13 protein-coding genes are annotated in these 13,732 nt (G+C 59.3%); 7 read left to right on the plus strand and 6 right to left on the minus strand.

The features are described 5' to 3' along the window. Positions 1-14 precede the first annotated feature (14 nt). The 4 genes from cls to sseA all read left to right on the plus strand — a co-directional run bounded on the left by cls (position 15) and on the right by sseA (position 3,975). The gene (gene cls / locus ACN0SY_RS18110; protein WP_417689637.1) at positions 15-1,514 is read left to right on the plus strand and encodes a cardiolipin synthase; all 1,500 of its coding nucleotides are present in this window, start codon (positions 15-17) and stop codon (positions 1,512-1,514) included. A gap of 110 nt (positions 1,515-1,624) precedes the next feature. Beyond that, a complete protein-coding gene (locus ACN0SY_RS18115; protein ID WP_417689639.1) occupies positions 1,625-2,272 on the plus strand; it encodes a LysE family translocator in 648 nt (215 codons plus the stop codon). A 114-nt stretch (positions 2,273-2,386) separates the two neighbouring features. Next, positions 2,387-3,103 (plus strand): alanyl-tRNA editing protein, encoded by a 717-nt coding sequence (locus tag ACN0SY_RS18120; RefSeq protein ID WP_417689641.1) that lies wholly within the window; start codon positions 2,387-2,389, stop codon positions 3,101-3,103. Between the two features lie 23 nt (positions 3,104-3,126). Continuing rightward, positions 3,127-3,975, plus strand: coding sequence for a 3-mercaptopyruvate sulfurtransferase (sseA, locus tag ACN0SY_RS18125; protein WP_417689643.1), 849 nt, complete (start codon positions 3,127-3,129; stop codon positions 3,973-3,975). 12 nt (positions 3,976-3,987) lie between these two features. Here sseA and ACN0SY_RS18130 read toward each other — a convergent pair whose 3' ends face one another. Then, on the minus strand, positions 3,988-4,446 hold the full coding sequence (locus ACN0SY_RS18130; protein ID WP_417689645.1) for an META domain-containing protein: 459 nt from the start codon (positions 4,444-4,446) through the stop codon (positions 3,988-3,990). Positions 4,447-4,664: 218 nt separating this feature from the next. On the opposite strand from ACN0SY_RS18130, the gene ACN0SY_RS18135 reads away from it, so the two are divergent. Continuing rightward, the gene (locus ACN0SY_RS18135) at positions 4,665-6,218 is read left to right on the plus strand and encodes an OmpA family protein (protein WP_417689647.1); all 1,554 of its coding nucleotides are present in this window, start codon (positions 4,665-4,667) and stop codon (positions 6,216-6,218) included. 68 nt (positions 6,219-6,286) lie between these two features. Here the strand turns inward: ACN0SY_RS18135 and ACN0SY_RS18140 are convergent, their stop codons facing one another. Continuing rightward, positions 6,287-7,090 carry an HD domain-containing protein gene (locus ACN0SY_RS18140; RefSeq protein WP_417689649.1) on the minus strand — a complete coding sequence of 268 codons (804 nt, stop codon included), beginning with the start codon at positions 7,088-7,090 and terminating at the stop codon, positions 6,287-6,289. A gap of 137 nt (positions 7,091-7,227) precedes the next feature. On the opposite strand from ACN0SY_RS18140, the gene ACN0SY_RS18145 reads away from it, so the two are divergent. After that, positions 7,228-7,767 (plus strand): TetR/AcrR family transcriptional regulator, encoded by a 540-nt coding sequence (locus ACN0SY_RS18145; RefSeq protein ID WP_417689651.1) that lies wholly within the window; start codon positions 7,228-7,230, stop codon positions 7,765-7,767. Positions 7,768-7,823: 56 nt separating this feature from the next. Here the strand turns inward: ACN0SY_RS18145 and ACN0SY_RS18150 are convergent, their stop codons facing one another. From ACN0SY_RS18150 to ACN0SY_RS18165, 4 genes are all read right to left on the minus strand, one after another. After that, complete coding sequence (locus ACN0SY_RS18150; protein ID WP_417689653.1) at positions 7,824-8,627, minus strand: amino acid ABC transporter ATP-binding protein; 804 nt, start codon at positions 8,625-8,627, stop codon at positions 7,824-7,826. 68 nt (positions 8,628-8,695) lie between these two features. Beyond that, complete coding sequence (locus ACN0SY_RS18155; protein WP_417689655.1) at positions 8,696-9,850, minus strand: amino acid ABC transporter permease; 1,155 nt, start codon at positions 9,848-9,850, stop codon at positions 8,696-8,698. 9 nt (positions 9,851-9,859) lie between these two features. Then, positions 9,860-11,077: an amino acid ABC transporter permease gene (locus ACN0SY_RS18160; protein ID WP_417689657.1), complete on the minus strand. Its 1,218-nt coding sequence runs from the start codon at positions 11,075-11,077 to the stop codon at positions 9,860-9,862. 205 nt (positions 11,078-11,282) lie between these two features. Beyond that, positions 11,283-12,299, minus strand: a complete 1,017-nt coding sequence (locus ACN0SY_RS18165; protein WP_417689659.1) for an amino acid ABC transporter substrate-binding protein — start codon at positions 12,297-12,299, stop codon at positions 11,283-11,285. Between the two features lie 257 nt (positions 12,300-12,556). Between ACN0SY_RS18165 and metC the strand changes: the two genes are divergently transcribed. Beyond that, complete coding sequence (gene metC / locus ACN0SY_RS18170) at positions 12,557-13,732, plus strand: cystathionine beta-lyase (protein ID WP_417689661.1); 1,176 nt, start codon at positions 12,557-12,559, stop codon at positions 13,730-13,732.

A 13,732-nucleotide genomic window follows, 5' to 3' on the forward strand; every position in this document is an offset into this window, starting at 1 on the left:
CATGGGGAGGCACAATGGGGCCCAGCAGCGGGGGGCAATCGACAGTATCAGGCGCCGACATTGTAATCGCCAATCTCGGTTTCCTTGAAGCCATTGTCAGCAACCTCGGCATTGTAGCAGCCGTTGCGCTCTGCTTTTACGCGGCGGCCGCGATCTGTTCGGTCCGCGAGATCATGAACAGCCGAACGCCCCAGGGCTCGATCGCCTGGTTGCTCTCCCTTGTCTTCCTGCCCTTCCTCACCGTTCCGCTTTATATGGTCTTCGGCTGGCGGTCTTTCTCCGACTACACCCATATCCAGCACCGGCTCGGGCGCAGCGCAAGGGCGCAGCGCGCCAGAGATCTCAACCTGATCGACGAGGAAGGCAGCCGGCATTGGCCGGTTCTGACCAAAGTCGCCAACATACCCTTTCTTGCCGGAAACAAGGTCGACCTTCTGGTCGATGGCGAGGCGACCTTCGCTTCAATGCTCGAGGGCATCGCGGAAGCCAGACACACGATCCTTGCGCAATTCTTCATCTACCGGGACGACGAGATCGGACGGAAATTTGCCCAGGCGTTGATCGACAAGGCCCGCCAGGGCCTGACCGTCCACGTGCTTTACGACGAGATCGGAAGCCAATCCCTGCCCGACAGCTATCTCGCGCGCTTGACGGAGGCCGGCATCAAGGTCAGCGGCTTCAACGAGAACCACAAATATCTGCGCCTTCTCGGGCCGATGAGGCTAAACTACCGCAACCATCGCAAGATCCTGGTGACCGACTTCGAACATGCCTGGGTGGGCGGTCTGAACATTGGCGACGAGTATCTCGGCCGCACGGAAGAGTTCAGCACATGGCGCGACACTCACGTGAAGGTGTCTGGTCCGGCAGCCGTCGCCTGCGCACTGTCCTTTTCCGAGGATTGGCAGTGGGCCAACAACACCGAGATTTCTCTCGAAGAGGTCAAGAGCTTCCCGAAGCCCGGTGACGAATCCGTCCTCGTCATGCCGACAGGTCCCGCCGATGACCTTGAACAATGCGCCATCGCATTCGTCGAGGCCGCGGCCCGCGCCCGAAAGCGGCTCTGGATCACCTCGCCCTACTTCGTCCCCTCCATCGACGTCACTACCGCGCTTTACGCCGCCTCCATGCGCGGCGTCGATGTTCGCATCCTGCTTCCGGAAAAGGCGGACCACACCACCGTCTGGCTCGCCAGCCAGGCCCATGCCGACGAGATGGTTGCCAGAGGCGTCAAGGTCTACCAATACACCGAAGGATTCCTGCATCAGAAGGTAACTCTCGTTGACGACGAGCTGGCCTCAGTCGGGACAGTCAATTTCGACAACAGGTCCTTCCGCATCAATTTCGAGATCACTCTGTGGTTCACCCATGCACGAATGATCGAGAAGATTGCGGCCATGCTCGAAAAGGATTTTGCCATTTCGCACCAGGTTGCCGAGGACGACCTAGACAATCGCAGCTATGCGTTCCGGGTGCTTGCCCAGGGTGCAAGGCTCCTGTCGCCGATACTGTAGATCCAGAGGCGCTGCATGGCTTGTCCCTTGAAGGCGCAATCAGCCCTTGGCACGTCTTCGATCCGGGCGTAAGACTCAGACCAGCAACGCATCTTCCGGATCACCATTCCATGACCTTCGTTCCCGACCTGACCATTCTGGCAGCCTTCACCCTCGCCGCAGCAATCCTCACGATCACACCGGGTCCGGATATGACCCTGTTCATGGGCAAGACCCTGCAACAGGGCCGCAAGGCCGGCATCGCGGCAGTTCTGGGCGCAGCATCAGGTATCGTTGTTCACTCGCTTTTTGCTGCCCTTGGCATTTCTGCTCTCCTGGCGACCTCAGCGACTGCGTTCTCGGTGCTGAAATATGCCGGAGCTGCCTACCTGATCTATCTGGCGGTCCAGGCAGTCCGGAATGGCTCGGCACTCACTCTTGAGGATACAACCGTCAAGAAGGAGAGCTTTGCGCGCATCTGGTCGCAGGGGCTGCTGATCAATCTTCTGAACCCCAAGATCATCCTTTTCTTCGTGACCTTCCTACCCCAGTTCGTGACAGTCGGCGACCCGCATGCTGCCGGAAAGCTGTTGTTCCTGGGCTTCTATTTCATCGCCCTCGGTGTTCCCGCGTGCATTCTCATGGTCTATTTCGCCGGTCAGTTTGCGAGTTTCCTCAAAGGCTCGCCCAAGGCGATGCGTGCATTCGACTGGGCCTTTGCAGGCGTGATGGGCACATTTGCTCTGAAACTGCTGGCAGCGCGTGCGGCCGCGAACTAACAGCTTTTCTCCCTCTGACCTGTGAAACAGTCGATCACAGGCCCGAGCGGTCTTGCAAGCCACGATGAAGGTTGCTCAACTCGGCGCGTGATTGACCAAGGACCGGAGCGCCGGATGACTGCCCCCCTGTTTCGTGATGATGCCTACCTGAAGTCCTGCGAAGCGACCGTGGTTGCCGTGAATGAGCGAGGCGGGATTGTGCTCGACCAGACCGTTTTCTATGCCACAGGCGGCGGGCAGCCAGGTGACCGCGGCAGGCTTGTCATGGATGATGGGACGGAGATCGAAATTGCAACGGCGGTGTATGACGAGGACAAGAGCGCGATCGTTCATGTCCCGGCGGAAGGCCAGTCCTTGCCCTCCGCCGGGAGCGTCGTCACAGCGAAAATCGACTGGGACCGCCGCTATAGATTGATGCGCGTTCACACCGCCCTTCACCTTCTCTCCGTGGCGCTTCCCTTTCCGGTCACCGGCGGCCAGATTGGCGAAGGCGAAGGACGCCTCGACTTCGACATGGGCGAAGAGGTGCTCGACAAGGAAGCCGTTGCCGCGCGGGTGAACGAGCTGGCCAGCGGCAATCACGAGGTGACCAGCGAATGGATCACCGATGCAGAGCTGGATGCCAATCCTGGCCTCGTGAAGACAATGTCGGTGAAGCCGCCGCGCGGTTCCGGCAAGGTTCGTCTCGTTCGCATCGGCAAGGACGTCGACTTGCAGCCTTGCGGCGGAACTCATGTGGCGCGGACCGGCGAAATCGGTACCATCGAACTCGGCAAGTCCGAGAAGAAGGGCAAGCAGAACCGCCGCGTTCGCATCAAACTCATCGACTAATCAGCATTACGGATCTGATCAACATGACCGACCAGCCTATCGTTTCAACCCAGTGGCTTGCCGATCACCTGTCCTCTCCGGATCTCGTGGTCATCGATGGATCCTGGTATCTGCCCCAGATGGGACGCGATGCAGCGAAGGAATATCTCGACGGCCACATCCCCGGGGCAATCCGCTTTGACATCGACGATGTCAGTGATCCCTCCTCCGGCCTTCCCCACACCCTGCCCCAGCCGCATGTGTTTTCGTCCAAGATGCGCAAGCTCGGTATCGGCGACGGCCAGACTATCGTTGTCTATGACGGCATGGGCTATTTCTCGGCCCCTCGCGTCTGGTGGATGTTCAGGGTAATGGGAGTGTCCGACGTCTATGTACTCGACGGCGGCATGAAGAAATGGGCCGCGGAAGGCCGCCCCCTTGAGGATGGTGGCACGCCGCTTCGCCCCGAGCGCCACTTCACCGCACGCCTCGACTATAGTGCCCTGGCCGACATTGACGACGTCAAGCGTTTCACGTCGGATGGCAGTGTCCAGATTCTCGATGCGCGACCTGCGGAACGGTTTACAGGACAGGCCCCGGAGCCGCGCGAAGGCATGCGCTCGGGTCACATGCCTGGCGCCTTCAACCTCCCCTTCATGAAGCTCATGAATGAGGACGGTACGCTCAAGGATGCGGCCTCCATGAGGGAACTGTTCATCGAAGCGGGTCTCGATCTCGACAAGCCTGTCGCGACCACATGCGGCTCCGGCGTCACTGCCGCTGTCCTGACCTTGGGCCTGACTATTAGCGGAGCACGAGGACTGAAGCTCTATGACGGCTCATGGAGCGAATGGGGCGGACGCGAGGACACCGAGGTCGTCACCGGAAACTGATGGCGCCACCGACTATCTGACTTCCACAAAGCGTGCGATTTCGACCCCCTGGCTATCGAGAAGGAGAAGGGCCTTCTCGCCCGGCAGCCGTTTGAAATCGCGCGTCTCGTTCAGGATACGCAGGAATGTTTGCTCCTGCTCCAGAACCTTCGGCTGACAAGCCTTGCGGGTTACCGAAAGCGGACCGATGCGCAGAACGCCCGCGTCACTTACCACAGGGCCAAAGATCCGGTTGCAGCCGCCGTTGCCTCCAACTGTTCCCGCGTCCTCGATCTTCAGCAGGCTCATGATGTCCTCGGAGATCGGCTCGCCTCGAAACATGACGGCCTTCCAGTAACCTGGCAACCCGATTGGGAGTTCCGTATCGTCTGCATTGGCCGGCAAGCTGGCCATCAGCATACTGGAGACGATGGTCACAAGCAGGGGTGCAGCGATCGCGAAGGTGCGATGGAAACAGGCAAAACCGGTCATCGGCGCATCCTCTCTTTTGATTTTGGTTGGCCAGAGAGTGCGGCAATCACAATAACGCAAGGTAAACTTCCTAACACCAAAGTCCGCCGCCATCGGCGGTGCCAACTGCCGCCGGTTTGTGTAACAGCGCTTCAACCCAAGATTCGCCAATTGAACCGGAAGGCCCCTCGCGCGTTTGCCTCTCACACGCAGTTTCGCGACACGAGAGGAAAATCGCCATGGTGTGGATGTCACCAAGCCACCAAACCCTAAGCAAAAGGTCCGGCCTTGGGCGCCTTGCCGCGGCCTTCGCCGCCTCGACGCTCCTGACCTCTGCTGCGCTCGCACAAAGTCAGGCCGAAACAGAGGTTCAAGTTCAAACCGAAGTCACTGTCGACTGCGCCAAGACGCCTGAAGCAGAAGCCTGCGTCAATTTGAATGCCGGAACCGAAGCAACTTCCGAAAAGCCTGTCCCAATCGAGGAGCCTGCGGCAGACAACGAAAAAACGCAGCCGCAAGAGCCAGAGCAGGCGACCTCCGACGCCCCGCCCACCCTTGAGGCAGAAAGCGCGGGTCAGGCCGAAGCGGCCGAAGAGGTAAAGCCAGACGCCAAGCAGACCGAGGGCGCTGCGTCTTCGGAACAGCCCAAAACGAGCGAACTGCCGGAACCAAAGGCCGAAAGCGCGGCGGAAACTCCATCCAGCGAGTTGCCTCAGGAAAAACCTGTAAATGAGGACTCGGAGACCCAGGCGGCCGAAACTGAAGCCGCGCCTCCCGCTCCCTCCGCAGAACCGAGACCGAAAGCCCTGCGAACGGAATCAAACCGCTCCGGCACCAGCGAGCAGCCGCAGGAGCGGCGGCAGAGTTCTGGTGGAGAAACGCGCGAGCGTGAACGTCGGCGCTCCTCCGAGCGCGATGGTCGCAGAGGCGACGAGGGTCCGACCCTCCAGTTTTCTCTGCCGATCCCGAATGTTGACGCACGTGTGGTGATTGGCACAGGTGCCGATGCTCGCGTGGAGCGCGATGACGACCGCCGCTTCCGCACACCTGAGACCGAACGCTACGTGGAACGGATGCGCAACGGCGGTCGCCGCATAATCATCGTTCGGCCCAATGGCTCCAGGGTTATCACCGAAGAAGACCGGGATGGAAACATCTTGCGCCGCATCCGTGAACGGCCCGACGGCCGCCAGATTGTGCTGATTGACAACACCCGGACGGAACGTCGCGAGCGCCAACGCGACCGTTTCGATCTGCCGCCGTTGCGCGTGGAAGTGCCCCGCGAGCGCTACATCGTGGATGGCGTCCGTGCAGACCGTGAAGCTTATAGCCGTGCGCTCACGGCTGCGCCCGTGGAGCGTGTCGAACGCGCCTATTCCCTGAACGAAATCCGCGACAACGAGCGACTGCGTGCAAAGTTGCGCCGTGTCAACCTCGCCGTCAATTTCGCGACCGGGTCTGCCGCCATTCCGCGTAGCCAGTTCGATACACTGTCCCGTTTGGGTGAGGCAATCGAGGCACGTCTCGAACGCAATCCGGAAGACGTGTTCCTGATCGAAGGCCACACGGACGCCGTCGGCGATGATATTTCAAACCTGCGCCTGTCGGACGCCCGCGCTGAATCGGTCGCTTACGCGCTGACAGAGTATTTCGACATTCCGCCGGAAAACCTGATCATCCAGGGCTACGGCGAGCAATACCTGAAAGTGCGGACGCAAGCTGCCTCAGCAGAGAACCGCCGCGTCAGCATCCGCCGGATCACTCCGCTCCTACGCGGAAACTCGGACAGCTGATTTCAGCTGATAAAAAGAAAGGCCGGCGCTCATCGCCGGCCTTTTGCATTCCAGGACGTTCCCGAGCATCAGGCGACGGCCGGTCTTACTGATCGTGCTCTCCGGCGCCGGGCGTTCAAAGAAATCATGAACTCTGGACGCGTTCCTTTGAGATGATGATCCGGCCAGATCTCCAGGGCTTCGACCAGGTTTCCGCGCGGATGAAGCAGCTTGATCTTTGTCTGCAGTTCCTCGGCGACGCGCCGCTGTCCTAGCCCGAAGACATCCATCATGGCCCCCCGGCTCAGGAGATGCGCCTCTGCCCCGTGCAGACGGCTGGAGACATAGCCATTCAGATGCAGGCCGATTGCCTCGCCGACCGCACGCACTCTCGCAGGATCATGCCCCTTGCTTGCTAGCCTGCGTGCGGCACGCTCGGCCCCATAGACGACGAAGCAGCACGTGCACGGTTCTTGCTCTCGCCCCTTGGCAAGACCGACATCATGCAGGATAGCCGCTGCGAACAGGATTTCACGGTCCACATCCAGCCTGCGGTACTCACCGAGAAGGACACCCCAATAGTACGTCCGCCAGCTGTGGCTGAGGACCTCAGGCGACTGGACTTCGGCGGCAAACGCAAGAGCATCTTCCACGAGACGCGTTTCCGGCGGGGCAAGACTTTCCAGCTCTGAGCTAGATGGTTGCAGGAACCCGAAACGACTCGCGACCCCGTCGCCAATTTCCAGCAACGCCATGCGTCCCAGATTGCCAAGCAGCGCAAGCTTCTCACGGCGTGTCAGCCTGCCATTCGAGAACGGCTTCTTACGCCTGCCCCAGGCTCGCGATCCCAGAACATTTTCGTTTCCAGAAACAGGCTCGCACGCGAAATCCATCACCATCTCCATTTTTGTACCAATTCGCATATTAATAGACATGCAACGATTTTTATGCAAGTCAGTACAAAATGGATCAGAAACCAAAGCGCGGTAGACCGCGGCAGTTCGATGAGCAGGAGACCCTGACCCGGATCATGAAGTTGTTCTGGGATCAGGGTTATTCCGCAACCAGCCTAGATCAGATCTGTGAAGCGACGGGCCTCAACCGCCCAAGTCTCTACCGGGCGTTCGGCGACAAGAAGCAGATCTATTTCAAGGCTTTGCGACACTACTCGGAAGACGCGTACAGGCGCGTGAAGGCAAGGGTTTCCGACATGCCTCCAGGCCGGGAACGGGTACTGGCCGTTCTGGACATCATGATCGACATTTACACCCAGCCGGGAACCAACCTGATCGGACGAGGCTGCTTCAACCTGAACACACTTCCCGCTGAAGCGGGAAATGACCCTGAATTTCGCGAAGAAATGCAGAAGCAGCTCGACTGGATGGCCCGGGGCTTTGCTAACTCGGCCGGGGTCGGTGACCAAAAAGTGGAAGAGCTCGGAAAGCTGCTCGCCATGACCCAGCTCGGGCTGTCCACGCTCGCCAGAGCAGGAATGCCCCCGGACGAGTTGCGCTCGATCGCCAAGGCCAATGTCGAACGTTTGCTCCCACCAGAAGCTGAACAGGAATGACAAACAAAAAGGGCGCCATCAGGCGCCCTTTTCTCATTTCGGCATGGACCGGATGATCAATGATGCAGGATCTGGCTCAGGAACAGCTTCGTCCGCTCGTGCTGCGGGCTGGTGAAGAAGGCTTCCGGCTCGTTCTGTTCAACGATCTGCCCGGCATCCATGAAGATCACCCGGTTTGCCACCTTGCGGGCGAAACCCATTTCGTGGGTTACGCAGAGCATGGTCATGCCTTCTTCGGCAAGGCCCACCATGACGTCGAGCACTTCCTTGATCATTTCCGGATCAAGCGCAGAAGTCGGCTCATCGAACAGCATGATTTTCGGGCTCATGCAGAGCGAACGGGCAATCGCAACGCGCTGCTGCTGACCGCCGGACAGCTGGCCCGGATACTTGTTTGCCTGTTCGGGGATCTTGACGCGCTCAAGGTAGTGCATCGCGATCTCTTCGGCTTCCTTCTTCGGCATCTTGCGAACCCAGATCGGTGCAAGCGTGCAGTTTTCCAGAATGGTGAGGTGCGGGAACAGGTTGAAGTGCTGGAAGCACATGCCAACCTCGCGGCGGATCTCGTCGATCTTCTTCAGATCGTCAGTCAGCTCGTTGCCGTCGACGATGATCTGTCCCGCCTGATGTTCCTCCAGGCGATTGATGCAGCGGATCATGGTGGACTTGCCCGAACCGGACGGCCCACAGATGACGATACGCTCGCCCTTCATCACCTTGAGATTGATGTCTCTCAGAACATGGAAATCGCCGTACCACTTGTTCATGTTCTTGATTTCGACGGCCACTTCCGTGTCCGAAATCGTCATGCGCGAGCGGTCTGCTGCCAGTTCTTCAGCGTTCACAGCATTGTCTGTCATTGGGTTTCTCCAACAAATTTCTTGATCGGCCGGGACAGGTCAGACCGTCCCGGCATGCCGAAGAACGGCTAACGTTTGTGTCCGGTGTGCAGCTTCTTCTCCATGAAGATCGAATAGCGCGACATGCCGAAGCAGAAGATGAAGAACACGATGGCGGCAAAGAGATAGCCCGTGTGCCCCTGCGTCGGTGTCGACCAGTTCGGATCGGAGAAGGAGGACTGGATCTGGCCGAGAAGGTCGAACATGCCGACAATCAGAACCAGCGTCGTGTCCTTGAACAGACCGATGAATGTGTTGACGATGCCCGGGATCACCAGCTTCAGCGCCTGCGGCAGGATGATGAGACCCATCATCTGCCAGAAGCGCAGGCCAAGTGCCATCGCACCCTCGTACTGACCCTTCGGGATTGCCTGCAACCCGCCGCGGACGACCTCGGCCATATAGGCCGCGGAGAACAGCGTCACGCCGATCAGCACGCGCAGCAATTTGTCGAAGGTCACGCCCTCCGGCAGAAACAGCGGCAGCATTACCGACGACATGAACAGCACCGTGATCAACGGCACACCGCGCCAGAACTCGATGAAGATGATCGAGACCAGCTTGATGATCGGCATGTTCGACCGGCGTCCGAGAGCCAGAAGGATCCCGAGCGGCAGTGACGCAACGATACCGGTCACCGCAATGACCAGCGTCACGAGCAGGCCGCCCCAGACCGCGGTTTCCACGATCGGAAGGATCACAGCGTCACCGATCACCAGGCCGGTGAGCAGGAAGTAGGCAATGATCGGGAAGACGACCAGGAAGAGAACCGCGTTGGTCTTTTTGAACGGCGCACTCGGAATTGCCAGTGGAACCAGTAGAGCCGTGAACATCGCATAGACAATGTTCACGCGGTAGACTTCCTCGCTCGGATACCGGCCATAGATGAACTGTGGCAGATAATCGATCACATAGGCCCAGCAGGCACCGGCATGGCCCTGCCCTTCGGCTGGAAGACATGCCGCGCGATTGTCGCCTGTCCAGATCGCATCGATGATCGCGAACTGAACGAAGGGAGCGATGATCGACCAGGCGATCAGCGCTCCGATGACTGTCAGGATGGTGTTGCCGATTGACGAGAACAGGTTCTGCCTCATCCAGCCGATGACACCGGTGGTGGAGACGGGCGCCGCCAATCGCGGCGCCTCCTCTGTACGGATTTGAAAGATGTCAGCGTTTGCCATGGTGCAGCCCTACCGTTCCACAAGCGCCATGCGCTGGTTGTACCAATTCATGAAGCCGGAAGTCGCGAGGCTCAGCGACAGGTAGACAATCATCCAGATGCCGATGATCTCGATCGCCTGACCCGTCTGGTTGAGCACCGTACCGCCCACGGATACGAGATCCGGGAAGGCGATGGCGACAGCCAGGGACGAATTCTTGGTAAGGTTGAGGTACTGCGACGTCAGCGGCGGAATGATCACGCGCATGGCTTGCGGGATGATCACCAGACGCAGCGTCGGCCCAGGGCGAATGCCGAGAGCATGCGCTGCTTCCGTCTGGCCATGGCTGACTGCCTGAATGCCGGCACGCACGATCTCGGCAATGAAGGATGCCGTGTAGATCGCAAGTGCAAGCGTCAATGCCAGGAATTCAGGAATCAGGTTGAAGCCCGTTCCCAGGACGAAGCCCTGCCGCAGACGCGGACCGGTTTCGTTGAAAACCGGATAGTCGAGATGAACCGGCATGCCGGCGATGAAGTAGGCAACCACCGGAAGCGCAATGATCAGGCCCAGACCTGTCCAGAACACCGGAAACTGCTGCCCTGTCGCCTCCTGGCGCTTGCGCGACCATTGCGCAATCCCGAAAGCCAGCACCAATGCGGCAATGAGCGCCCAGCCAATTAGAGACGACCCATCACCGAACACAGGCTTGGGACCGCGAAGGCCGGCGATGTTCAGGTGGAACGTGTCGAAGAGGAAAGACCACTTGCTCCGCTTGTCGGGAACGGCGCGCAGAACTGCAAAATACCAGAAGAATATCTGCAGAAGCAGCGGAACGTTCCGGACCAGCTCCACGTAGCAGTAGGCCAGCCGGGAGATCACCCAGTTGTTGGAAAGCCTGGCGACACCTATGACGAAGCCGAGGATGGTTGCCAGCAGAATACCGATTGCCGCAACAAGTAGCGTGTTGAGAAAGCCGACGAAGATCGCCTGGCCGTAGCTGGACGTTTCCGAATAGTCGGTCAGCGCCTGAATGATGCCGAAACCGGCCGTGTTTTCCAGAAATCCGAAACCGGATGCAATGTTCTGGCGTTCAAGGTTGGCGATCGTGTTGCTCACGATGAACCAGCCGAACGACACGAGCGCGACGATCAGGACCACTTGGTAAAACAGTCCACGCGCTTTCGGATCATTCAACAGCGAAGCACGCGCCGGCGCCCCCGCCGAGTCCTGCTCCTGAATTGACATGTAACCTCGCCCGATAAATTTCCGCAGCCGAATTTAGCCAATATTTCTGTTGTGCTGCGGGAAAACGGCCACCCAAACCAAGTCCCCTGTCGACGTGGATGGCCAGAAAATGGCCCGGCAGCTGTTTCGCCGCATCTCAGGCCCCATCAGGTTGGGGTCCGGCAGCGAATGCCGCCGGCTCCCGATAGTTTGTTTCAGCTACGACTTAGCGGATCGGCGGAGCGTAGAGGAAACCACCCTTGGACCAGAGCGCGTTCACACCACGAGCGATGCCGAGCTGAGTGTCCGGACCAACGTTGGCGTTGAAGGACTCTTCGTAGTTACCAACCTGCTTGACGATGTTGTACGCCCAGTCGTTGGACAGACCGATAGCTTCGCCGAATGCGCCTTCAGCGCCCAGCAGACGCTTGACGTTCGGGTCTTCGGAACCCTTCATCTCGTCAACGTTCGCGGAGGTAATGCCGAGCTCTTCAGCGTTGACCATCGCATTGAGGGTCCACTTGGCAATGTTGAACCACTCGTCGTCACCCTGACGAACGACCGGGCCAAGCGGCTCCTTGGAGATGATTTCCGGCAGAACCATGTGGTCGCCCGGGTTGGTCAGCTTCAGGCGCTGAGCATAGAGGCCGGAAGCGTCCGTGGTGTAGACGTCGCAGCGGCCAGCGTCGTATGCAGCAACAACTTCGTCGGCCTTTTCAAAGGCGACGATTTCGTACGGCATGTTGTTGGCACGGAAGTAGTCGGCAACGTTCAGCTCGGTGGTGGTACCGGTGTTCGTGCAGACGGAAGCGCCGGACAGCTCGAGAGCGGACGTGACGCCCAGATCCTTGCGGACCATGAAGCCCTGACCGTCATAGTAGTTCACGCCGGCAAAGTTCAGGCCGAGCTGCGTGTCACGGGACATGGTCCAGGTGGTGTTACGGGACAGGATGTCGATTTCACCGGACTGCAGCGCTGTGAAGCGCTCCTTGGCGGACAGCGGGGTGAACTTGACAGCCGAAGCGTCGCCGAAGACGGCAGCGGCAACACCGCGGCACAGATCAACGTCGAGACCGGTCCAGTTGCCCTGTGCGTCAGGATTGGAGAAACCCGGCAGACCCTGGCTCACGCCGCACTGGACGAAGCCCTTGGCCTTAACGTCTTCGAGCGTCGTAGCGTTCGCTGCGGACGCGGCAACGCCCATTGCGGCGCCGAGTACGAGCGGAAGGATTTTGTTAGTCATGGATATGCAGCCTTTTGTTACCCATACTTTTTTACTGTTTATTGTGAAGATCCCCGAGCACCAAACGTTCACCCCTGACCGGGGTTAAACCGTCAACCGGACATGCCGGCTGCTTCCTCCTGGCACGCGCGTCCTTCCCAATGGATGCATTCGATGGCATTTGACGCATCGGGTCAAGGGGTTGCACACTCAGTTATACGAGATTTCCCGGACCGACTCACCAATTTGGTTACCGGCGAAATGCACAGAAGGTGAACATGACTACAAAAAAGCCGTCGCCTGCCTTAAAAGCAGACACTGTCCTCGCACATGCCGGCCGCAACCCAAGAGAGTTTCACGGATTTGTAAACCCTCCGGTGGTTCACGCATCGACGGTCTTATTTCCAGACATTGAAACTATGGCGTCCGGAAACCAGCCCTACGTGTATGGCAGACGCGGTACTCCGACGACGGCGGCCCTGGAGCATGCCATCACCGAACTCGAAGGCGCAGCGGGGACGAAACTGGCGAACTCCGGCCTGAATGCGATCGCCCTGGCCTGTCTTTCCTGTGTCAAGTCCGGCGACCACATGCTGATAGCGGACACTGCCTATGGCCCGACCCGCCATTTCGCCGACACGGTGCTGCCGAACTGCGGCGTTCATGTCGAATACTACGATCCGGCGCTCGGCGGCGACATCAAATCCCTGTTCAGGGACAACACTTCTGCCGTCTTCACCGAGGCGCCCGGCTCCCTCACCTTCGAGATGCAGGACATCCCGGCGATATCCGCCGCCGCCCGGACCATCGACGCAACGGTGCTGATGGACAACACCTGGGCCAGCCCGCTCTACTGCAAACCGATCGATCTCGGCGTCGATCTGTCCATCCAGGCCGGGACGAAATACATCGTCGGACACTCGGACGTCATGCTTGGGACCATTGCAGCCAGTGAAAAGGCCTGGCCAGCATTGAACGCCCTCCACGGAGCGATGGGCGTGCACGTTGCACCCGATGACGTCTATCTGGCCCTGCGCGGCCTGCGGACCTTGTCGGTCCGCCTTGAGCGCCACATGAAAAACACGCTCGAAGTCACAGACTGGCTGCAATCCCGGCCAGAGGTTGCCGCCATCCGTTACCCCGCACTCCAGAGCGATCCCGGCCATGCGATCTGGAAACGTGACTTCTCCGGCGCCTGCGGTCTTTTCGCGTTCGACTTCAAGGATGGCACCACGGAGGAACAGTCAGCCGCATTCTTCAATGCATTGGAGCTTTTCGGCCTCGGCTATTCCTGGGGAGGCTTCGAGAGCCTCGCGCTTCCGGTCAAGCTGAAAGGCCTGCGCACGGCGGCTCCGGCCGCACCGGATCAGAAGATTGCGAGGCTTCATATTGGCCTCGAAGACCCGGAAGACCTGATTGCGGATCTTTCGCAGGCCTTCGAGAAGGCATTCTGA

It is taken from the genome of Roseibium sp., from assembly GCF_048261595.1.
In the GTDB taxonomy this organism is placed as follows: domain Bacteria; phylum Pseudomonadota; class Alphaproteobacteria; order Rhizobiales; family Stappiaceae; genus Roseibium.

Excerpts from the sequence above, each read along its gene's own strand:
- cls (WP_417689637.1), top strand. The coding sequence starts at position 15 with ATGGGGCCCAGCAGCGGGGGGCAATCGACAGTATCAGGCGCCGACATT.
- ACN0SY_RS18115 (WP_417689639.1), top strand. The coding sequence starts at position 1,625 with ATGACCTTCGTTCCCGACCTGACCATTCTGGCAGCCTTCACCCTCGCC.
- ACN0SY_RS18120 (WP_417689641.1), top strand. The coding sequence starts at position 2,387 with ATGACTGCCCCCCTGTTTCGTGATGATGCCTACCTGAAGTCCTGCGAA.
- sseA (WP_417689643.1), top strand. The coding sequence starts at position 3,127 with ATGACCGACCAGCCTATCGTTTCAACCCAGTGGCTTGCCGATCACCTG.
- ACN0SY_RS18130 (WP_417689645.1), bottom strand. The coding sequence starts at position 4,446 with ATGACCGGTTTTGCCTGTTTCCATCGCACCTTCGCGATCGCTGCACCC.
- ACN0SY_RS18135 (WP_417689647.1), top strand. The coding sequence starts at position 4,665 with ATGGTGTGGATGTCACCAAGCCACCAAACCCTAAGCAAAAGGTCCGGC.
- ACN0SY_RS18140 (WP_417689649.1), bottom strand. The coding sequence starts at position 7,090 with ATGGATTTCGCGTGCGAGCCTGTTTCTGGAAACGAAAATGTTCTGGGA.
- ACN0SY_RS18145 (WP_417689651.1), top strand. The coding sequence starts at position 7,228 with ATGAAGTTGTTCTGGGATCAGGGTTATTCCGCAACCAGCCTAGATCAG.
- ACN0SY_RS18150 (WP_417689653.1), bottom strand. The coding sequence starts at position 8,627 with ATGACAGACAATGCTGTGAACGCTGAAGAACTGGCAGCAGACCGCTCG.
- ACN0SY_RS18155 (WP_417689655.1), bottom strand. The coding sequence starts at position 9,850 with ATGGCAAACGCTGACATCTTTCAAATCCGTACAGAGGAGGCGCCGCGA.
- ACN0SY_RS18160 (WP_417689657.1), bottom strand. The coding sequence starts at position 11,077 with ATGTCAATTCAGGAGCAGGACTCGGCGGGGGCGCCGGCGCGTGCTTCG.
- ACN0SY_RS18165 (WP_417689659.1), bottom strand. The coding sequence starts at position 12,299 with ATGACTAACAAAATCCTTCCGCTCGTACTCGGCGCCGCAATGGGCGTT.
- metC (WP_417689661.1), top strand. The coding sequence starts at position 12,557 with ATGACTACAAAAAAGCCGTCGCCTGCCTTAAAAGCAGACACTGTCCTC.